The organism is Clostridium frigoris, from assembly GCF_018861865.1.
GTDB classification, from domain to species: domain Bacteria; phylum Bacillota; class Clostridia; order Clostridiales; family Clostridiaceae; genus Clostridium_AD; species Clostridium_AD frigoris.
Genome location: NZ_JAHLDV010000023.1, coordinates 21,131 through 43,139 on the forward strand (window position 1 = coordinate 21,131; position 22,009 = coordinate 43,139).

The window sequence follows — 22,009 nt, forward strand, 5'->3', positions numbered from 1 at the left end:
AAATGGGACAACATCAAATTTCATTATGCTCAATAGTTTTACCATTAAAGTTTGCTATCACAATAATACCTATAAAAATAACCCATTGCTTTACTTTTGAAGTTTACAAGTGTTAATATTAATTAAACTAAAAAAATGGAGGTTACATAAATATGAAAATTGCTATTGCAAGTGATCATTCTGGATTTTCTTTAAAAAAAGAGGTAAAGATATTTTTAGAAGCAGAAGGATATGAGGTTCAAGATTATGGAACATATAATGAAGAATCCAGTGATTTATCAGATTTTGTTTATCCTGCAGCCTTAGCTGTTGCACGCGGTAAAGCTGATAGAGGGATTTTTATTGACGGAGTTGGATACGGAAGTGCCTTAATTGCTAACAAAATATATGGTTTATATGCTGCTGTTTGTCAAGATCCATTCTGTGCAAAATTAGCACGTTTACACTCTAATACAAATGTCCTTTGTATTGGTGCAAAAATAATTGGTTCAGGGATAGCACTTGATATCGTGAATACATGGTTAACTACAGATTTTCTTGTTGATACTAAAAAATATAAATTGCGAGTGGACAAAATAAACGAAATCTCTGAAAAGCATTTGAAAAAGCTCTCTGACATATAACATAGCCGTAAATTTATCTTATTGTCCAACCTATTGTACAATAGGTATAAGGAGTAGTTCACTAAAAGTGAACTACTCCTTATTTTTTTTACATAAGTGCTCTTAATTTTCCAAGTGCTTGCTTGTTGCAAAATACTAATTCACAGAATATAACATCTTTTTTATTAATAGAAACGTTTTATATTGACACCCTTTTTCTGCCCTTAATCTCTGCAGCAATAAAAATAATTAAAGGTATTATGACTTCAAATGCGAATGAATAATATGACAATACATTTGAAATCCAGAAGTACATTTCCATGGTGCTTTTGAAAACAAAAATAGAAAAGCTTAACATTAGAAGAGTTACAGGTGTTGCAATAAATTTATAATCATTAAAAACAAAAACCTTTGAAATTCCATTGCAAACTGCAAAAATACATATACTTATTTTAATAAATGCACACACTAAAAATACAATCATTACTGTCAGTTCAAGTCTTTCAAGTAAACCTAGTTTAATAAGGCTTACTGCCATGGTAGACTGAAAATATAATCCATTCACAGTTTCACTACCTAATACTAAAAGATTTCTTAATGTTGTTAAAAGTATAAGCCCTCCACCTATGAATAAGCCTACCATAAATGTTTTTTTATAATTTTTCACTTTAGTTATATTTGAAAATACCATTGTAAAAATTACGGTTTGACCAAATGGAAAAGTAAAACTTGCTAAAGCACCTTTTAACACTGGCGCTACACCACTACTAAGTATTGGTTTTAATCTACTAATATCCATTTGAGAAATTGATAATACAGGCACAATTATAACTATTAGAATTACAACCCAACTGAAGAACTCAGCCCACCTTCCTAAGACTTCAATACCCGCTTTTAAACTCCATATAAGCAGTATGGTAAAAAAGATCATTGGCAATAACACTGGTGTATTAGAAAACACCATTATATTAGTAAATTCAGATAGAACTCTAAGAACTAAGGTACCCGTATGGAAGGCAAACCATATCATTATTATACTTATTATTTTCCCTATAAACTTTCCCATAACGATTTGAAGTATATCAAATAAATCTTTTCCAGGATATAAAGATAAAATTTTAGAGTACATGAGCAACACTATGATAGACCATGAGAAAGCAATTATTATTGCAATCCAAGAATCTTGTTTTGCCTGATTTCCCGCTCCTATCAAAAGCGAATTTCCAAGTATGAAAAGTATTATTAATATAATTGCTTGTCTTTCGGAAATAGCTTCATTTTTCATTTTTACCTCCCACACCATTTACTGTAATTAACCATGTAGATTATATTTTATCCAATTTAAACATATCCTACTCTTATATTACAAATATCTTAATTCAGATGAATGTGAAATAACTCTTATTGATAGAGTTAAAAAGCTAAAAAAGTAGGTATGAAGTTACCTAAAGAAAACTAAATATATAATAGATAAATGTTGCTAAGAAATTCTTAACTTTAATCATAGTCACTAATATTAAGTATTGATTCATCTTCAAAAAATGTATTTGTATTATAAAGCATTAAAACATTAGTGACATTGTAGTCTTTAATTAAAGTATTTATATTATCTGAGTAGTATCTTAAATCGACAACTATTATATCACTAAAATGAGAAGTTAAAAAAGGTATAAAACAGTTAGCATATGAATCCTTTATAACTAAGAGCTTTTTACTACTCTCACTCATAGTACTTATCTTTATAATAGGATGATTTCCACCTAAAAATATAGAGTATTTATCTTTAGTATTTAAACTACTGGGATTATATAAACTGACGCATTTTCTTTTCTCTTCTAGGTAATTTACTAATACATCTTCGTGTTCTCTAGGTAAATATACATTTATTGTGTCACTATCAACATTTGTAACTCCAGCTTTTGAATAAAGAGTTCCATAAAATTCATTGCTGACTTTTTTAATATCATAATTATTTGCATCTTTTGGTGTTAACCCTGAGCTTTTACAAAATTCTAAATATGCATAATATGCTCCCTGTGTTGTCCAATGGTGATCAGTTTTATAATATATGTACTTATTTTTGTTCTTATTTAGTGTATCAAAAACACTTATTGTTTTTACTGATTTATTTAATCCAGAATAAAATTTATTTATATATTCAGATTGATTCTCTACTGGAGCAAACTCTGGTAATTTATCTTCTAATACTTTTATTTTATTTGGAACTAACATAATATATTTATTCAATTTTTTATTTTCATTACTAAAATCATTTATAGCTTTCACTTTCTCATCAAAGGCCTCTTCATAAGGCTTCTTGAACTTAGCTATTAAATATTTGTCTTTGCCTAGATATACATCATTATTTTCCTTTTTACCAGCAAGTATTTCTGATCTTGACTTTGCATTTATCCAAAAGTTTCTTATTATAAATTGATCCGCAATATACTTTTCATATTTTGATGTAAATTTGTTGTATAGTAAATTATCTACTGATAATTTAGGTTTACTTTTAAGGTTCCTATTTTCCTGAGAAGAAAACTTCTTGTCTGGAACTATAACATTTAATAACATTACACTAAATATAAAAAATAAAAACATTAAAGTTAAAGATTTTATATATATATTATTATATTTTTTCCTTGTGCTATTATATTTTTTCCTTGTGCTATTATATTTCATATTTATCATCATCCTTTTTATCTAAAATCTAAAGTACAAGAATGGGTTAAAGCTCTGATTTACAAGGTATGCTGTAGATAAAAACAATATAAAAATACGACTTACCGCCATCGCTATAGCACCTCTTGCATTAAAGTGACTTTTAATCTTTTTATGAAAATTATATATAATTGGTGTTGCACAAAGTATTGCTATTAAAAACAAGATGAAGTTTTCATGAAAATAATATTTAGTAGCACTGTCTATAAAGACATTTCCGCTAAGTCCAAACATTAATTTTATATAATTTAATGCATCACTTAAGTTATTACTATTGAAAAATACCCAGCCAACTATAACAATTATCATAGTATATAAATTTGGAATACACCTAGGAAGTATATTTAACAGCTTTCCCCAAAAAAACTTCTCGCAAGCTATAAAAAAGCCGAAATATAATCCCCAAAATATAAAATTCCAACTGGCCCCATGCCATAGTCCAGTTATAAACCATACTACAAATAAATTTCTAAGTTGCTTTATTAAAGAAACCCTATTACCACCTAAAGGGATATAAAGATATTCTTTAAACCAACTTCCGAGGGATATATGCCATCTTCTCCAAAATTCAGTTACACTTTTAGATATGTATGGATAGTTAAAGTTATCAATAAATTCGAAACCAAACATTTTTCCAAGACCTATTGCCATATCAGAATATCCACTAAAATCAAAATAAATTTGAAATGTAAACGCCACTATTCCAATCCAAGCTGAAATTACAGATACTCTTGAAACTTCAGTTGCTTTTATGATTGTCCAAACCATTCCTATGTTGTTAGCAATCAACACCTTCTTGCCAAGACCTATTATAAATCTATCTATACCTTGTGAAAATTGATTAATATTTTCTTTTCTATTTTTTAATTGAAGGAATATATCATTGTATTGTACTATGGGTCCAGCCACTAGCTGTGGAAACATAGTTACATATGCTCCAAAATCTATAATGTTTTTTTGAACTTTAACTTTGTTTAGATAAACATCGACTACATAAGATATAATTTGAAATGTATAGAATGATATACCCACCGGTAAAGCAAGCTTTTCAAAATATATATTTAGTCCAAATAGTGCATTAATATTGTTAATTATAAAACCTAAATACTTAAAAAATGCCAACATTCCTAAATCAGTCACAAGTGTGACTACAAATATTTTTTTTGAAAGCTTCTTACGTTTTCTATATTTATATATAAATAAAGTGCTTAAATAGTTGAAAATAATACAGAAAATCATAAGGCTTATGTATATTGGTTCACCCCATCCATAAAATATAAGGCTCATAACTAAGAGAATTAAATTTCTTCTTTTTTTGGGCGAAATAAAATATATGGCAAGGGTTAATGGTAAGAATATAAAAATAAATATTAAGCTGCTAAAAACCACTTATAGTCCCTCCGCTTCATGTTACCTTTTTTATTTAAAGCTGTCATTAACAACTTTTGTTATTTCATCTTCATCTTTTGATACAATTAATATAAGGCAATTTCCTTTTATTTTCAAAGTACGGTTTTCTAAAAACTCATATTGATTAGGACTATATTCTTTAAAACTATTGGATTGATTCTCAATTGTATTATCAAGATTTTCTAATAACCCATCCATATCGTCTTCACTTTTAACTTTTAATATAAGTATTTGATTTGCCTCCATATTGCTTTTGGGAGCATACAAAACAAAATCATCCAATCCCTTAGTGTTTATTGAATAAATTTTTTTAAGATTAGTTTTATTGCCCTTCTTCATTGCTGATAAATCTGTAACCTTTTGAATATCGGCTATTATTTCACTAATTTCAGGACTTTTAGGTCTAATGAAAGCACATCCTTGGAATACAATGCTAATACTAATAAACAAACTTAAAATCAATATCTTCTTTTGTATTTTATTAAACATCTTCATATTCATCATCCTTATTACTTAATATTAAATCTTTAATTGAGTCTTTAAATCATCTAACCATAAACCATAAAAGTCCGCTTTAAAATGAATGCCATCTTGTTCAAACAAATCTTCTCTATTTTCAAGCATAGGTCTTATATCTATGTAATTCACACTTTCTTTCCTCGCAACCTCAATTATTGCTTGTGTAAATTCATCTAATCTATCTTGTGAAAAACTATTATTTTCTTGTTGTACTTTAGCTTGTACTGGAGTTAAAGATTGAAGATATATTTCAGCACTGGGAACTGTTTGTTTTATATCCTTTACAAGCTTAATATAGTTAGATTTAAAATCATCACTATTTTCAGAACTTTTTAAGTCATTCATGCCATAAAGCACAAATACTCTTTGTGGATTAATATTTGCTAAAACACTTACTGATTCCTTTGCTTGTACCAATCCTTGCCCTTTTTTAGCTATAACAGAAGATTTATTTACTATATCATAAAAATCTAATCCTTCAGTAATAGAATCGCCCATAAAAACAGACTGTTCAAAGTAAATTTTATTGCTTATTTCTTTTGAGTTATCACCATCTTTTTCATCATTTAGCTTATGCTTTTTATTTATTTTCTCCTCCACAGTAGCAATATTTACATCTCCTAGATTCTCCAAACTAATATAATTGTTTTTTATTATTTTTCTTTCTTCATTATTATTTATTGAGGATTTTAATAAAAAACAACATGGTATTAATATTATTATTACAATTATAATATTCAGTTTTCTTTTTTTGCTCTTATTATTCATAATCATCACCTTATTTTACATATATTAACTCATGTTTTGTTGCAACAGAGTTTATTATAACTCTTTTTAGTAACGAAGTTATTACAAAATAATTACTTTTATAATTTATTGACTAAAACAAAAGATCAGAAATATATATAAGGAGTAGTTCACTAAAAGTGAACTACTCCTTATTTTTTACATAAGTGCTCTTAATTTCCCAAGTGCTTGCTTCTTGTAAAGAACTAAAGGGAATCTAATTTTTTATAATATTGTATTTATATTGCCACTGTTGCTTGCTTTAAGTATTCTAATTCTTCTCCTTGTAAATAAATAGAAAGCTTTTCAAACACAGTTTTATGATAATTGTTTAGCCAAGATTTTTCATCATTTGTTAATAGGGACACATCTATTGCCTCTAAGTCTATAGGGCAAAGCGTTAAAGTCTCAAACTTCATAAATTGTCCACCATACTCAGTCTTTTCATCTTCCGCAGCGACGACTAAGTCTTCTATTCTTATACCATGCTTTCCTGCTTTATAAACTCCTGGTTCGTTAGAGACTATCATTCCTTTTTTAAGCACAATATTATTGGGAAGCACAGATATTCTGTGTGGTCCTTCATGAACATTTAGAAAGAAACCTACTCCATGTCCTGTTCCATGCTTATAATCCATACCTGCATTCCAAAGTGGAATTCTTGCTATAATATCTAAATTTGAACCCGTAGTTCCATATAAAAATCTCTGCAATGTTAGATTAATCATTCCTCTTAATACTAATGTAAAATCTGTTTTTTCTTCCTCAGTTAATGGACCTACAGCTAGTGTTCTTGTAATATCTGTTGTTCCATCTAAATATTGAGCGCCAGAGTCTAATAGATAAAGCCCTTCTGCCTTTATAGTAGCTTGATTTTTCTCTGTAGCGCAGTAATGAGGCATAGAAGCATTTGCTTTATAAGCTGAAATTGATGCAAAGCTTAAATCATAGAAATTTTCTCCTGCACTTCTTATCTCTTCGATTTTATCTGATGCTTCTATTTCTGTAATATTACGCGATTTTATAGTTTTCTTCATCCATGTTATAAATTTAACCATAGCCACACCATCGCGTACCATAGCCTTTCTAACATTTTTAATTTGAATATCATTCTTTATAGCCTTAAATCTTGTAGTAATATCCATAGCCTCTAAAATCTTAATATTTATGGAACTATAAATCCAAGTACTAGTTCTTGCTGCATCAAGTAATATTGCTCCATCTTTGATTTTTCCTAAAAATTCTCTTATATTTTCATAAGGTATTATTTCTACATTAGCCTTTTCAAGTTCTCGCCTGACCTGTGAATTTATTTTTTTATCGTCTATAAATAAATAATTTTTTTTATCTGAAACAACGGTGTAAGCTATAGTTAGTGGATTGCATTTTACATCTCTCGCCCTAATGTTTAACAGCCATGCTATGTCATCAAGTCCCGATATAACATAGTAGTTTGCTCCCATAGTTTTCATTTCACTAGCTACCCTTTCAAGTTTTGATTCTCTTGACTCTCCGGCATACGCTACATCATGCAGAACTACATTGCTACAAGGTTTTTGCGGCCTATATTTCCAAATTATATCTATTAAATCTTCATTAACTTCATAGGAAAATTCACTACTTTCTAAAGCACTTTTTAACCCTCTAAAATACTCTATTGAAATAACCTTACCATCAAAAGCAATTTTTGCTCCCTGATGTAGGGTTTCTTTCAAAAATGCTTCCACAGTTGGAACACCATCCTGCCCCATCCTAAATAGTGTTACTCCTGTACCGATTAATTGATCTTCTGCTTGCACAAAATACCTTCCATCTGTCCATAAACCTGCCTTCGCTAAAGTTACAATTGCAGTACCCGCAGAACCAGTAAATCCTGTCATAAAAGTTCTAGCAGCATAGTGCTCTGCTACATATTCACTTTGATGTGGATCCGAACTAGGAACAATGAAGGCATCTATGCCTCTTTCTCTCATTTCATTTCTTAATTGTTCAATTCTCTCTTTTACACTCATCCTAATCACCTCTTTTAAATTATATAGTTTCTCTTTTAAAATAAAAATATGTACCATCAACACCGGCCAATTCCCAACCTTCTTTACCTAGTAAATTTAACTTTTCAGAAGTAACTTTATCTTATTCAAAAGGACGTATTCTTAAAGGTACTCCAATACTATCACATACAGTTTTACAATCATCTATTTCCTTTTGTCCAATACAATCTACTACTGTCATAACTACATTTGGAACATACTCTTTGCAGCTTATCGTAAATTTCAACATGGCGTCATAAGATTCTATACCAAATTTGCTACGAGTTAATCTTAAATATTCCTTGGCATTTGATGCATTAAGGCTTATAGATACAGTATTAATTAAGTCTTTAAAAAATATTGCAGTTTCCTTTTTATTAACCAAATCCGCGAGTCCATTAGTGTTTATACGAATTGGATTATTGCTGCTTCTGTTTTTTAAGTATTTTGCCACGTCTATCAAATCATCAAGACGGGTTAAAGGTTCTCCAAATCCACAAAATATGATTTCACCGAACTTAGCTAAATCATATTTTTCAAACTCTTCTATAACCTTCTGAGCGGTAGGTTCTATATCTAACCATAGACTATTTGATTTAGCCATTTCCTTAGTGTTTCTCAAACAAAATATGCAAGAACAAGGGCAATTGTTAGTTAAATTAACATAAATATTTTTCTTGCTCAATTCTTTACTCGTAATATCAACATCTTTTAAATTGATATAAACGCCATTGTTATATGTATATAAGATAACCATATTCTACCATCCTCTTTTCTTTATATTTTAAATTTATATTAACTAGTAATAATAAAATACTAAATATACTTATGTTATTGCAGGTCAGTCAAATATTCTTCAAAGCAAATACCATTCTGTATTGGCGTACCGATTTTAGCAGTATAATCAATGGCTTTGCTAATAAAATCTGTAGCTTTTTTTACCGCAGTCACGATATCTATTCCTTTTACAATATTCGCAACTACAATAGAAGAAAACACATCTCCAGTACCTGAACGATCCTCACCAATTTTTTTCACTTCAATTATAGTGTATGGTTTTCCTGTTTCATATATAAAGTTTCGTATATTCCCATTATGCTGCAGTCCAGTAATAACAATTTTATCTGGGCCTTTTGTACAAAGCTCTTTTGCAATGTTTTCAAGTTGCTCAGGATTCATTGCTCTTTCTGGATAAGGAATATCAAGAAGTCTACAGGCTTCAGTAAGATTAGGAGTCATTACATCCGCATATTTAATTAACTTCTTCATTTCATCACACATTTCCTGTGTATATGTAGAATAAAGCTTACCATAGTCACCCATCACAGGATCAACCATGACAATAGTATCTTTTGTTTTAAAATTACAAAGAAATTCTACAACAATATCTATTTGTTCTTTTGAGCCTAAAAATCCGGTACAGATTCCATCAAATTGTAAATTAAGCTCTTTCCAATTATTCATGTAATCCCTCATATGAGGAGTATAATCATCAAAAAAGAAACTTGGGAATCCCGTATGTGCTGATAATATTGCAGTAGGTAATGGACAACATTGTATCTTCATTGCTGATATAATGGGCAATGCAACTGCTATAGAACATCGTCCAAATCCAGTAAAATCATTCACAATAGCAATTTTCTTTTGTTTGTTTAAACTCATTATAGCACCACCTTTTCTAATACCCCTTATTATAATCTAATCAAGGTAAAAAATAAAGTGTAGTGATACGTGACCTAAAGAAAACTAAAAATATAATAGATAAATCCATATCATTACTTTCCTTTTAGTTAGTATCTTACATTAAAGTGCATACTATCATTAGTGTCCTAATAATCATATAATATATGTTAAGATTCTTTGCGAAGTAAAATAATTATTAGGAGCCTATAATACAGATTAATATGTAAATAAGGAGGATCAGTATGAAAAATTTATTTGAGAAAACAAACATTAATAATATAGAGGTTAAAAACAGATTCATTAGAGCGGCTACTTGGGATGAGATGGCAGAAGATGATGGTCATATAAATAACGCATTTATTCAGCGATATGAAAATTTAGCAAAGGGAGGGGTCGGATTAATACTAACTGGGTATGCATTTATATCAAAAGATGAGAAACCTAATCCTGGCATGTCTGGAATTTATGACGATTCTTTTATTGAAGAATATAAAATTTTAGTAAATAAAGTACATAAATATGAAACTAAGATCGCAATGCAGATAGTATATGGAGGATCACAAAACGAGCATCCAGATGCCAGTGAAATGAACATATACGGACCTTCGGCTATAAAAAATATAGTAAGTGGAATTACACCTAAGGAAGCTACAAAAACTGATATAAAAAGGATTGTTACCAAATTTGCCGATGCTGCGATGAGAGTAAAAAAAGCCGGTTTTGATGCTGTAGAAATTCATGCAGCCCATGGATATTTACTAAGCCAATTTTTAACACCTTATTATAATAGAAGAACCGATGAATATGGTGGAGATATACATAACAGAGCAAGAATAATTTATGAAGTAATAGAGGAAATAAGAAAAAGAGTTGGCAATGATTATCCAATTATGATAAAAATTAAATTTGATGACTTTATGGATAGTAATCAAGGGCTTAGCAAAGAAGAATCTATAGAAGTTTTTAAGAGAATTGATAAACTAGGAATAGATATGATTGAACCTAGTGCAGTTAACCTATCTTCTGGAGAAAGTAAAGTTCCATTTTCAAAAGGAATTAATACTGTAGATAAAGAATCATATTTTAAAGAAGATGTAATGAATATTGCAAGTGTTGTAAATGCCAAGGTAATCCTAGTTGGAGGAAATAAAAATATAGATTTAATGAATGAAATTTTAAATACTACCCAAATTCAATTTTTCTCATTATCTAGAACTTTACTTTGTGAACCAGATTTAATTAATAAATGGGCAAATAACAAAGATTATAAGCCTAAATGTATTTCTTGTAATAAATGTTGGGATGAGATACCGAATTCTTGTATTTTTAATAGGTAAAATATATGAGAATATTTGTATATATTTATAAGGAGTAGTTCACTAAAAGTGAACTACTCCTTGATTTTTTACATAAATACTCTTAACTACTCACTAAACTTAGAGTAACTTATTCAGCCCTTCTAACTCCTCAGATAAAACTTTAGCAAGCTCAATATCAGTCTCTTTTAAAGCCAATGCTATTTTTGTTTCAACTAATTTTTTCTTTTGTTCAATTTCTAAATAGTCTTTCTCAAAATAACTAGCATAAATCATCTTCCTAAATTTTCGCATACTCATTCTTCTAATTGTCTTATCTTCAATGATTAAAACAAAATCCATACAGTTTACTATAGAATAGAAATCATGAGAAATCATGAGAATCGCACCCTTATAGTTTTTTATGGCTTTTTCCAGTGCTATTTGTGAATAAGTGTCTAAATGACTTGTGGGTTCATCAAGAAGTAACATATTTGCATTACTAGAAGAAATTTTAGCCAGCTGAAGCATATTTTTTTCTCCGCCAGATAAAGACCCTATCTTTTGATTAATAATTTCTTCTTCAAAACCATAATTAGCAATATATGATTTAATCTCGTCATAAGTTTTAAAACCAGCATCAAAGAACTCTTCAAGTATAGTATTAGACTCATTTAGTGTTTTTCCTTGAAGTTGAGATAAATAAGCTACTTCAACATTTTCATTTATCTCAATAGAACCATTATTATTTTTAAATATTTCTTGAAGTAAAGTAGTTTTACCAGTACCATTTAAACCGACGATAGCTACTTTATCGGTAGATTTAATCTCAAAGTTAACATTTTCTAGAAGAATATCATCAAAGCTAGCACTGTAATCATTAACTTTTAAAGCGATGGTTTCTTCAATTTCATTATTTGTAACTAAACTGATATTTGGCTCTTTAATATCTACAAATGGTGCTTTAATTCTACGTTTTTCTAATCTTTCTTGAATTTTAACTCTAGCATTTAGAGATTTCCCTCTAGCAGCTTCAGTATGCTCAGTTGCGAGATATCTTAGTTTTTTTATTAACATCTCATTTCTCCAAAATTCCTCATCATCAGAAGTAGCTAGTTCTTGCATTTCAATTTTAGTTTGGAGTAAAGAGAAGTTATAATCAATATAGCTTCCATCAAACTCTTGGAGCTCCTTGTTTTCAAGATGCAGGATTTTGTTAAAACAATGATTTAATAGATATCTGTTGTGCGTAATAATTAACATTGTTCCTTTATGTGAAATAATTAGATCTTTAAGAGAATTAAGATTTCCAAAATCTAAAAACACATCAGGTTCATCCATAATCATTAATTCTGGACTATTTAGCATTTCCCTAATTACTTGAATAAGCTTGAATTCCCCACCACTAAGTTCAGATATCATTAAATCTTTAAACTTGATTAAGTTTGCAAGATTTAGGTTTTTATTAATGTTGTTTTCGAAATCATCCCCATTAATTGCATCAAATGCGTCTAAAGCTTGTTGATACTTTTCTAGTAAAGATTCAATATCCAACGATGTTTCCATTTCGCTGCAAATAGATGTTATTTCATTTTGTAGTTTAATAAATTTTTCGCCAATATATTCGAATACTGTAATTTCTTTCGTTTCGCCTAGTTGTGAGAATTGACTCACATACCCAATTCTACAATTTGGGTCCATCTCTAGCTTTCCATCAAACATATATTTTTCTGGATCCATAATTATATCTATCAGTGTACTTTTTCCGCTGCCATTTGTTCCTATAAAGGCACAATGCTGACCATCTTCCAATGTAAATGAAATATTATTATATAAATCCTTTTGTGGAAATGAGTAGGATAAGTTATCAACTTTTATCATATTATTACCTCTCTTTATCACTAAAAAAGAGCTTATAAAAATAAGCTCTTCAATATATTCTGTTATAAATCGCAATTTTACATTTTATTTTTATGTAGTAAAAACATTCTACTAAGTTTAACATTGATAGCATAACACTTTTTACAACTAAGTTCAATATTTATATTATCTACTCGAATTGACTTTCTCTTACCATATTATAAAGCATTCCTTGCTTTAACAAAGTACTATTACCACCTAGTGCATCAACTAATGTATAAGCAAATGGTAGGACCGAAGCTGGCCCTCTGCTAGTGATCAAGTGATCATCTACCGCAACAATATCTTCTACATAATTTGCATCTTTAAATAATGTAGTATTTTCATCTCCAGGATATGATGTTATTTTGCGTCCTTTGATAATTCCTGCTTTTTCTAGAATCATTGGTGCTGCACAAATAGCAGCAACAAATTTTTCAGGTGCTTTATCAAAATATTTTACTAATTCAATGACCCTTTCATCATCTCTTAAATTTGTTGCACCAGGTAATCCACCAGGTAAAACAATCATATCATATTCTTTTATTTCATCACTTATAATTTTATCCGCTAGTACTACAATACCATGAGAACCTTTTACCATTTCTTCATTGATACTTACCGTATTACATTGAAATTCTGCCCTTCTTAAAACATCAACTACAAATAATGCTTCACCCTCTTCAAATCCTTCTGCTAAAAAAACTGCAACTTTTTTCAATTTAACTCTCCCCTTCTCTTAACTATTATCTCCTACTAAATAACCTGAGTACAAACAAAAATATATTTATAAAGTATAAATTTGTTAAATCATTTATTTTCTACCTGATGTTTCTTCCAGTATTTCTATTGTTTTTGTTAAGGAACCTTCGAATTCTTCATCAGAAGAGTTTTTGAAGATAAGTAAATCATCTTTTACACACGGATCATCCAAAGCAATAGGAATATCAAAATTAATTCCTGCAACATATTCATTCCAATTCTCAAGTTTCCAAGTATCCCTATCAGAATTTCTCTCAATCATTCTTCGCTGAGTTACCTCGATTGAAGTTTCTACCCAAATAACTACTAATGATGCGTTCTTATCTTTTAATGCTGCCTTTAGCTTTTTTATATAGTTTAAATCTCGTATTTCTTTTGTAAATGGTGCATTAATTAGCACAATATCATCATAATTGAGAGCTTCCATTGCAAGTTCTACTATTGTTTCGTATTCATAATTACGTATATTTTCATTAAAAAAATCTGAACTTCTATTGTATTCTTCACCTGCTACAACAAAAATCTGTTTTGATAATTTTATGAGTGTATCTTTATCAAGATAGACAACATGGCATAATGCCTCTGAAAGTTTTTTTGCGATATAAGTTTTTCCACTTGCTGGTGGTGATGTTACTAAAATCAGTTTTTTCACAACAATCCTCTCCTAGTAAAAAATTTTAAGTTTTAAACTTTTCATGTTCACGTTTATTATACCTCTTTTACGTGTTTAATAATTCAGCAAATTTACTTTGCTCATGAAAAACAAGAAGTTAAATTTTCTTTTAGTACAAAGTCTGAATCAACTCCATAAATAATAAGAACTGTTTCTAATATACTAGAAACAGTTCTTATATGAATAGTTAATATCTATTATTGCGCGCTTAAAGCTTTTTTAAGGGCTTTAATTTCATCTTGGTGTATTTGCTTACTTTTCCTATCACCTTTTTTATCATCTATAGGTAATAGGCTCTGTAAGGCTTTAATTTGTTTTTTTATTTTGTCCTTATCATTGGGAATTTCAAATTTTGGCATTTATTTGACCTCCTTTAAATAATCTTTCATATATCTATTCTACATTCGGGAGTTTTTTCCTTCTAAATTGTTAAAAAGATTAACTTAACTTTCTTTGTCCTATGTCTTTAGCAATCTTTTTAAGTTTAATAACCTGTTCTTCTGTTCCTAGAACTACCATGGTATCACCAATTTTTAGTACATGGTTACAACTTGGATTAAAAACTAATTTTTCATTACTATTCATCTTAAGGGCTAAAACTATTAGCCCTGTTTTTTCAGGAATTTTAGCTTCCATGAGACTCCTATTTATTATAATGGAATCTTCACAAATAGTAACATCCTCTAAGTCTAAAACTAGATCTCCATCATGGGTTACTATATCTAAAAAAGCAATAACGGTAGGTCTAAGCATTAGAGCTGCCATTCTAGTTCCGCCTATTTCATTTGGAGAAATTGTATTGTTGGCACCTGCTCTTTTTAGCTTTTCATTTGCATTTTTATTTATAGCTCTAGATACAATATATAAATCACTATTCACTTCTCTTGCGGTTAAGACAGTATAAACATTATCCGCATCTGTAGACAATGAAGAAATAAGACCCTTAGCAAATTTTATCTGTGCTTTATCTAGTACCTCTTCCTCCGTTGCATCTCCTTGAATAGCATATATTTTATTTTCTATTAGTCCCTTTATTATTTCTTCATCTTTATCTATTACAACAAATGGAACATTACTTTTTTTAAATTGCTTTATAGCATTTCCACCTGTTTCGCCCCCTCCACATATTATATAGTGGTCTTTTAGCTTGGCTATCCCAACTTCCATACGTCTCCTCCTCAAGGCTACTTTTAAATCTCCTTCTAAAAAATAGGCTACAATGCTACTGAATATATACCCCACAGTACCTAAACTTAAAAAAATAAGAAATATAGTAAAAAGCTTAGCTTTTGCATCCATAACAGCCACTTCAGTATATCCTACTGTTGATATGGTTATAACCGTCATATATAATGCATCTACAATACTAACACCTAATAACAGTTTATATCCTAATGTTCCTATAAGGAGCAACGCTATTAGAATGGTGATAACAAAATTAATTTTACGATAACCTTCCATAACTCAGCCCCCTAATTACTTAAAAAAAATTATACCATAAAAGTTATATTTTATACAAAATTGTATTCTCCTCTTAAATAGAAATTATATTAAATGAATTTATTTGTTTTGTGATAAATAATCACCTATAAAATATAAAGCAATTCCAACAATAAGAACTATAATTATATTTAATCTAAATAATATTATTTTACCTACAAACATTATAAAAACAACCATTATGCAAATTAATAAAACATTTAACACCCAAAGTATAAAAAATTCTTTTACTTTACTACGCTTTGTAGTTTTCTTAAAACAACTTTTTCTCAAATAAGCATAAGCAGCGATAAACAAAGGAACTATGATTAAAAGTTGAAAAATCAATTCTAAATCAAAGTTTAGATAAAAAGTGAAATTTTCAATATTATGTCTCCAAAGTATAGTAAAATTTTGTGTAATATAATTAATAATTGAAAACACTAATATAACTATTCCTGTAACCATAATGTATTCACTACTAAGTGACAGATAATTATAGCTCGATTTATAGGCCCTTACTATTTCTTCACAGTAATGTTTAATATCGTTTGTTCCCAACATATATTCAATACTTACACCTTGCTGCTCTGCATTTAAAAAACTTTCTAATATCTGTTGAAGAAATTCCTCACCATCTCTTGTTTTTATATTTGAGAATCTAATATAAAGTATAATGTCATCAAATACTTTTTTATTTTCTTTAGATAAATTTTTAGCTGATTTATTTAATTGTTTTATTAATACACTTGTTTTAATCATTTAGATCATCCCCCAATATCTTATTAACTCATATTCATAGGTTTCTTTTTTAACTTATATTTTAAAGTTTTATTTTTCAGATAAATAATGACCTATGAGATATAAAACAATCCCAACAGTAAGTACTATAATTATATTTAATCTAAATACTAATAATTTATCTAAAAACATGACACAAACAACCATTATACAAATCCACAAAAACAATATTACCCAAAGTATAAAAAATTCTTTTATTTTATCACCTTTGACAATTTCCTTAAAACAGGTTTTTTTGGTATAAGTCATAATAGCAATAATCATAATACCTATAAGCAAAAATTGAAACATTATTCCCATATTGAAGTTTAGATAAGTAGTGAAATTATTAACACCATCTCTTTTAATTGTAATTAGACTTTGTGTAATATAATTAATAATTGATAACATTATTATGATCATACCTGTGTACATAACATATTCGCTACATAGTGATGAGTAATTATAACTTGCTTTATAGGTATCTACTATTTCTTCACAGTAATACTTAATATCTGATGTTCCTAGTACATTTTCAATAGTTACACCTTGCTTTTGTGCATTTAAAAAACTGTCTAGTATCTGTTGTAGAAATTCTTCAGCGTCTCTTGTTTTTATATTTGATGTTCTCACATATACTACAATGTCAGTAAATTTTTTTTTGTTTTCTAAAGATAAGTTCTCAGATGCTTTATTTAATTGTTTTATTAACGATTTTGTTTTAATCAATTAGATCATCCCCTAATATTCTATTCACTGATTTTGAAATTTTATCCCAAGAACTACAAAAGTCTAAAAATTCCTGTTCCCCAAGTTTTGTAAGAGAATAATATTTTCGTTTTGGTCCTAGCGGTGAGTCCCTGCTTATCGAGGACAATAAACCATTTTTTTCGAGCCTAATTAACAAAGGATATAAAGTTCCTTCAGATAAGTCATCAAAACCACTGGTTTTTAGTGAACTATATAATTCATATCCATAGGTTTCTTTTTTTAAAATTATTTTTAATATACAGCCTTCTAAAATCCCTTTTAATAATTGAGACGAATTTGCCATTTCATATCACCTACCTTGTAATGTTACTTAGTCACTATATTGTATTGCAACTATGTTGTTATGTCAAGTACGTAAAGTATAGACCTTACCCTAGTTAAATCTTTTGTGGAACTACGTGAATGTAAGATAATTCTTAAAAGTAAACCTAATATTGGGAATGAATCAATATTGAGCTGTCCGATATATATACAGAATAATGCAGCTTGTTAAGCATCGTTAAATATTAATAATCTCCATAAAAACTTAATGCAAACTTTACAAACCATGAAATCCATTACTTACAAACTTCTATGATATACTTAAATTATCATTTAAAATGTAGTTACATGGAGGTAATTAATGTATAAATTAGTAGCAATAGATATGGATGGAACATTATTAAATAGTGATTATCAAATTTCACAAGCAAATTCTTATGCAATACAACAAGCAATTGATATGGGTGTGAAAATTGTATTAGCATCAGGAAGACCTTTAATTGGTTTTAAAAAATTCTTAGAAGAATTAGACTTAATTTCAAAGGATAATTATGCAATATCATATAATGGCTCTCTTGTTCAAGCAACAAAGGGTAATGAAATAATATTTAAAAAGACATTAACACTAGATAATTATAAAGATTTATATAATCTAAGTAAAAAACTAAATGTTAATATACACGCATTAACAGATACAACGATAACTACTCCCAAAAACAGTAAATATACTATACATGAATCAGAAATTAATAACATTCCAATTGATATAATTCCTGTAGAAGATGTATCAACAAGCACTTCTATAGTAAAAGTTATGTTTGTGGACGAGCCAGAGATTTTAGATAGAGTATTTGAAAATATTCCGAAAGAGCTATTTAATAAATACACTATAGTTAGAAGTACACCATTCTACTTAGAGTTTATTAATAAATCAGTTAATAAAGGTGTAGGAGTGGTTGCCCTTGCAGAAAAATTAAATATTAAACAAGAAGAGATTATGTGCATAGGAGATGCAGGTAATGATATTCATATGATTAAATATGCCGGACTTGGAGTTGCAATGGGAAATGCATTTCCAGAGATTAAAGACGCCGCAGATTTTGTAACCAAAACTAATAATCAAGATGGTGTAGCCTATGTTTTTAATAAGTTCATTTTGGATATTGACAAAGAATTAGCTGTATAACCATAAATTTCTCTTTATTTTCATAAAAGAATAGCCAGTAAATTATTATTTACTAGCTACTCATTTAATCCTCTAACTCTAAGAGCTCCCCTTTTAAAGAGTTTATCATAATATGTTTCGCTAATTTTGCTTCCTTTTTGCTTTATACCATTCATATCTTTTTTTACCCTCATCAAAAGCAGCAATTTCTTCTGGTGTATTTAAAATAAGTTCCGGTACTAAATTAGTTTTCCCTTTTTTATCTAACGATACCATCGTGAAAAATGCAGATAACGCTTTTTTTCTATCAGAACACTCCAAATCTTCAACTTCAACAGTTACTACTACTTCCATAGATGATTTACCAGCGTACGCAACCTGAGCAGTACAAATAACCAAATCACCAATAAATATAGGTAAATGAAATTCCAACTCATCAACTCGAGCTGTAACAACATTTGTATGTGCAAATCTTCTAGCTACAGCATATGCTGCTAAATCCATTAGCTTCATGATTTCTCCACCATGTATATTACCTGCAACATTAGCTTGATTAGGTAGCATTACTTCACTAATAATTAATATTGATTCTGATGAACTTCTTTGCATATTTTTAACTCCTTCTTTATAATCCTTTACTTAATACTTACCCCAAACCTAATTCACCATTTTTTTCTGTTACAAAGCAAATAATAATTTTATTCGAGTGTATTTATATTATCATATTATATTATCATATATATGTTACGATTTCATAATAAACTAATAACAAGGTGTAAATAGCTAATTTTTTTTAACTTTATGTATATGATATATTTTACAATAATTCACAACATAAACATAATATTTTTCATATGGCTCATTCCAGGAAGTAGATGCATAAAACCTTGCATATATCGTCTCACTTCCACAACGCTGTGCCAGTTTTTTAATGCAAACATAGAACGCCGAAACACCCCCTATTGGTTTCTAAAAAAGATATATTGAAATACTGTTTAACAGTGATTGCTCCCAAAGTTTCTTCTGTTGCAAGAAGAAGCATCGTAAGTTGCTTAATATGAATATCGTTTAGTCCAAGATATAAAAACAAAAGCAACAATTAGGTAATTTAAAAATTATCTAATTGTTGCTTTTATACTATATTATTTTATACTTTTCAAGTTATATTCTAAGGTTTTCTATTTATTAATAATGATTTCTTTTTCTTCTTTACGCATCTTCGCAAATTCAGCTGCTGCTGTGAAGAGTACATCTGTGGATGAATTAAGTGCAGTTTCGCAAGAATCTTGTAAAACACCTACGATAAAACCTACACCAACTACCTTCATAGCAATATCATTTGGAATCCCAAATAAACTACATGCTAGAGGAATCAGTAATAACGAACCACCAGCTACTCCTGAAGCACCGCATGCGCATACTGCTGACAATATACTAAGTATAAGTGCTGTAGGAATATCCACTTTAATTCCAAGTGTGGTAACTGCTGCAAGTGTTAAAACAGAAATTGTAACTGCTGCACCAGCCATATTAATTGTAGATCCTAATGGAATGGATACTGAATACGTGTTTTTATCCAAACCTAGTTTTTCACACAAGCCCATATTTACAGGAATGTTTGCAGCTGAGCTACGTGTAAAGAATGCTGTAATACCACTTTCCCTTAAGCACATAAACACAAGCGGATATGGATTCTTTCGAATATTAATGTAGACAATGATTGGATTGACAACAAGAGCCACAAAAACCATACAACCAATAAGAACTAAAAGTAACTGTCCATAGCTAGCTAAGGCTTTAATCCCATTTTCAGAAATTGCTTGAAATACAAGACCCATGATTCCAAGTGGTGCAAAATCTATTACCCATTTAACTATTTGAGTTACTGCATCTGAAAAATTAGTAATCATCGTTTTTGTAGTATCCGGTGCATTTTTTAAAGCAGCTCCAAGAACTAACGCCCAAGACAATATACCAATGTAGTTGGCATTAAAAAGTGCCTTTACTGGGTTATCAACAACGTTCATTAGTAGTGCTTTAAGAACCTCTACAACGCCTCCGGGTGGTGTCAAACCCTCTTTAGCCATTCCAAGTGTAAGTGTTACTGGGAACATAAAGCTTACAACCACCGCTGTAAGTCCAGCTAAAAATGTTCCTAAAAGATAAAGAACAATAATTGATTTCATATTGGTTTGATGACCACTCTTATGTTGAGATATGGCCGACATGATTAGGAAAAATACCAATATAGGTGCAATTGATTTCAAAGCACCAACAAATAAAGAACCAAAAATAATAACGAATTTTGCTTGTTGTGGAATGGTGAAAGCCAAGATAATACCAATAACTAACCCTATAATTATTCGTAATACTAAGCTTATTTGACTCCACTTTTTAAATAAATTTTTCAAAATAGTTTCCCCTCCAATAACTAATAATAACTAAATAGTGCAAGTTTAGTGTATATAATACTTCATTTTAACATTCATAATATATTAATTCAACATAAAGTTAACTTTTATTACTGGTTTTTTTAAAACGAGTAAAAGAATCTAATTGTGCTTATATAATATGATTCATTTATTTGATTTTTTTAAAAATATCTATAGCATAATTATAATTGACAAAAGCTTGATTATAATCCTTTCTATAAAAAAAGAACTCACCAAGTTTGGCATATGCCATAACATTAATTTTTAATAAATTAAACTTATCAGCTATCTCAATAATTTCTTTAATATCCGTATCTTTATTTATTTCATTAAGTTTTTTCAAACAATATAATTCTGCATCCTCACTTGGGGAACGTAGTAAAAACCCACTATCTATTTTTAGTTCAATATCAAGTAGTTTCGCCTTTTGTTCGAATTTATTATAGATTTTTAGAGCTACATTGTTGCTTATTTCTCTTTTTCCTGTCTCAATCATACTAATAAGTCCTCTAGTAATATTTTCATCCACTAAGTCCTCTTGTTTCATTTTTAAATATATTCTTATAGTTTTAAGTTTTTTAGCATTAGTCAAAAATACCATTTTCCACTCCAATCAATGTTAAATATATTTTTACATACATGTAACATTTTTAACGTAATTATGTTGCATTATTTTTTTTTAAGATGTAATATGAGATTATAAATAGCAATCTTATATATACATTTCCATTTTGAACTAAA

General features: G+C 29.1%; 23 protein-coding genes. 3 read left to right on the forward strand and 20 right to left on the reverse strand.

The features are described 5' to 3' along the window. The first annotated feature begins 152 nt into the window (after positions 1-152). Positions 153-623: a ribose 5-phosphate isomerase B gene (rpiB, locus tag KPL37_RS11065; RefSeq protein WP_216149292.1), complete on the forward strand. Its 471-nt coding sequence runs from the start codon at positions 153-155 to the stop codon at positions 621-623. A gap of 178 nt (positions 624-801) precedes the next feature. On the opposite strand, the gene KPL37_RS11070 is transcribed toward rpiB, so the two are convergent. From KPL37_RS11070 to KPL37_RS11105, 8 genes are all read right to left on the reverse strand, one after another. Continuing rightward, complete coding sequence (locus tag KPL37_RS11070) at positions 802-1,887, reverse strand: GerAB/ArcD/ProY family transporter (protein WP_216149294.1); 1,086 nt, start codon at positions 1,885-1,887, stop codon at positions 802-804. A gap of 212 nt (positions 1,888-2,099) precedes the next feature. Further along, positions 2,100-3,284 (reverse strand): DHHW family protein, encoded by a 1,185-nt coding sequence (locus KPL37_RS11075; RefSeq protein WP_216149296.1) that lies wholly within the window; start codon positions 3,282-3,284, stop codon positions 2,100-2,102. 21 nt (positions 3,285-3,305) lie between these two features. Continuing rightward, on the reverse strand, positions 3,306-4,712 hold the full coding sequence (locus KPL37_RS11080; RefSeq protein WP_216149298.1) for an MBOAT family O-acyltransferase: 1,407 nt from the start codon (positions 4,710-4,712) through the stop codon (positions 3,306-3,308). A 30-nt stretch (positions 4,713-4,742) separates the two neighbouring features. Continuing rightward, entirely contained in the window at positions 4,743-5,228 is a 486-nt protein-coding gene (locus KPL37_RS11085; RefSeq protein WP_216149299.1) for a DUF4358 domain-containing protein, read from the reverse strand. A gap of 24 nt (positions 5,229-5,252) precedes the next feature. Next, positions 5,253-6,020 carry a GDSL-type esterase/lipase family protein gene (locus KPL37_RS11090; RefSeq protein WP_216149301.1) on the reverse strand — a complete coding sequence of 256 codons (768 nt, stop codon included), beginning with the start codon at positions 6,018-6,020 and terminating at the stop codon, positions 5,253-5,255. Positions 6,021-6,277: 257 nt separating this feature from the next. Beyond that, entirely contained in the window at positions 6,278-8,050 is a 1,773-nt protein-coding gene (locus KPL37_RS11095; protein ID WP_216149303.1) for an aminopeptidase P family protein, read from the reverse strand. A gap of 121 nt (positions 8,051-8,171) precedes the next feature. Further along, positions 8,172-8,825, reverse strand: a complete 654-nt coding sequence (locus KPL37_RS11100; RefSeq protein ID WP_216149305.1) for a TatD family nuclease-associated radical SAM protein — start codon at positions 8,823-8,825, stop codon at positions 8,172-8,174. Between the two features lie 74 nt (positions 8,826-8,899). Next, positions 8,900-9,730: a pyridoxamine kinase gene (locus KPL37_RS11105; RefSeq protein WP_216149307.1), complete on the reverse strand. Its 831-nt coding sequence runs from the start codon at positions 9,728-9,730 to the stop codon at positions 8,900-8,902. A 263-nt stretch (positions 9,731-9,993) separates the two neighbouring features. On the opposite strand from KPL37_RS11105, the gene KPL37_RS11110 reads away from it, so the two are divergent. Next, on the forward strand, positions 9,994-11,088 hold the full coding sequence (locus KPL37_RS11110; protein ID WP_216149309.1) for an NADH:flavin oxidoreductase: 1,095 nt from the start codon (positions 9,994-9,996) through the stop codon (positions 11,086-11,088). 99 nt (positions 11,089-11,187) lie between these two features. Here the strand turns inward: KPL37_RS11110 and KPL37_RS11115 are convergent, their stop codons facing one another. The 8 genes from KPL37_RS11115 to KPL37_RS11150 all read right to left on the reverse strand — a co-directional run bounded on the left by KPL37_RS11115 (position 11,188) and on the right by KPL37_RS11150 (position 17,693). Next, the gene (locus KPL37_RS11115; RefSeq protein WP_216149311.1) at positions 11,188-12,927 is read right to left on the reverse strand and encodes an ABC-F family ATP-binding cassette domain-containing protein; all 1,740 of its coding nucleotides are present in this window, start codon (positions 12,925-12,927) and stop codon (positions 11,188-11,190) included. Positions 12,928-13,096: 169 nt separating this feature from the next. Then, positions 13,097-13,666: a DJ-1 family glyoxalase III gene (locus KPL37_RS11120; protein WP_216149313.1), complete on the reverse strand. Its 570-nt coding sequence runs from the start codon at positions 13,664-13,666 to the stop codon at positions 13,097-13,099. A 93-nt stretch (positions 13,667-13,759) separates the two neighbouring features. Beyond that, positions 13,760-14,359 carry a P-loop nucleotide/nucleoside kinase family protein gene (locus tag KPL37_RS11125; protein WP_216149316.1) on the reverse strand — a complete coding sequence of 200 codons (600 nt, stop codon included), beginning with the start codon at positions 14,357-14,359 and terminating at the stop codon, positions 13,760-13,762. A gap of 218 nt (positions 14,360-14,577) precedes the next feature. Beyond that, a complete protein-coding gene (locus KPL37_RS11130) occupies positions 14,578-14,739 on the reverse strand; it encodes a hypothetical protein (RefSeq protein WP_216149318.1) in 162 nt (53 codons plus the stop codon). 79 nt (positions 14,740-14,818) lie between these two features. Beyond that, positions 14,819-15,841 (reverse strand): potassium channel family protein, encoded by a 1,023-nt coding sequence (locus KPL37_RS11135; protein WP_216149320.1) that lies wholly within the window; start codon positions 15,839-15,841, stop codon positions 14,819-14,821. 99 nt (positions 15,842-15,940) lie between these two features. Next, complete coding sequence (locus KPL37_RS11140; protein WP_216149322.1) at positions 15,941-16,621, reverse strand: DUF1129 domain-containing protein; 681 nt, start codon at positions 16,619-16,621, stop codon at positions 15,941-15,943. Between the two features lie 69 nt (positions 16,622-16,690). Then, the gene (locus KPL37_RS11145) at positions 16,691-17,368 is read right to left on the reverse strand and encodes a DUF1129 family protein (protein ID WP_216149324.1); all 678 of its coding nucleotides are present in this window, start codon (positions 17,366-17,368) and stop codon (positions 16,691-16,693) included. After that, positions 17,361-17,693, reverse strand: coding sequence for a PadR family transcriptional regulator (locus KPL37_RS11150; RefSeq protein WP_216149326.1), 333 nt, complete (start codon positions 17,691-17,693; stop codon positions 17,361-17,363). Before KPL37_RS11150 ends, KPL37_RS11145 begins: the two co-directional genes overlap by 8 nt. Before the next feature lie 339 nt (positions 17,694-18,032). Between KPL37_RS11150 and yidA the strand changes: the two genes are divergently transcribed. After that, entirely contained in the window at positions 18,033-18,857 is an 825-nt protein-coding gene (yidA, locus tag KPL37_RS11155) for a sugar-phosphatase (protein ID WP_216149328.1), read from the forward strand. A gap of 120 nt (positions 18,858-18,977) precedes the next feature. Here the strand turns inward: yidA and KPL37_RS11160 are convergent, their stop codons facing one another. The 4 genes from KPL37_RS11160 to KPL37_RS11175 all read right to left on the reverse strand — a co-directional run bounded on the left by KPL37_RS11160 (position 18,978) and on the right by KPL37_RS11175 (position 21,869). Beyond that, positions 18,978-19,445 carry an acyl-CoA thioesterase gene (locus tag KPL37_RS11160; RefSeq protein WP_216149330.1) on the reverse strand — a complete coding sequence of 156 codons (468 nt, stop codon included), beginning with the start codon at positions 19,443-19,445 and terminating at the stop codon, positions 18,978-18,980. Positions 19,446-19,663: 218 nt separating this feature from the next. Further along, positions 19,664-19,777: an oleate hydratase gene (locus tag KPL37_RS20375; RefSeq protein ID WP_216149332.1), complete on the reverse strand. Its 114-nt coding sequence runs from the start codon at positions 19,775-19,777 to the stop codon at positions 19,664-19,666. A 237-nt stretch (positions 19,778-20,014) separates the two neighbouring features. Next, complete coding sequence (gene sstT, locus KPL37_RS11170) at positions 20,015-21,247, reverse strand: serine/threonine transporter SstT (protein ID WP_216149334.1); 1,233 nt, start codon at positions 21,245-21,247, stop codon at positions 20,015-20,017. A gap of 169 nt (positions 21,248-21,416) precedes the next feature. Next, the gene (locus tag KPL37_RS11175) at positions 21,417-21,869 is read right to left on the reverse strand and encodes a helix-turn-helix transcriptional regulator (RefSeq protein ID WP_216149336.1); all 453 of its coding nucleotides are present in this window, start codon (positions 21,867-21,869) and stop codon (positions 21,417-21,419) included. Between the last annotated feature and the right edge of the window lie 140 nt (positions 21,870-22,009).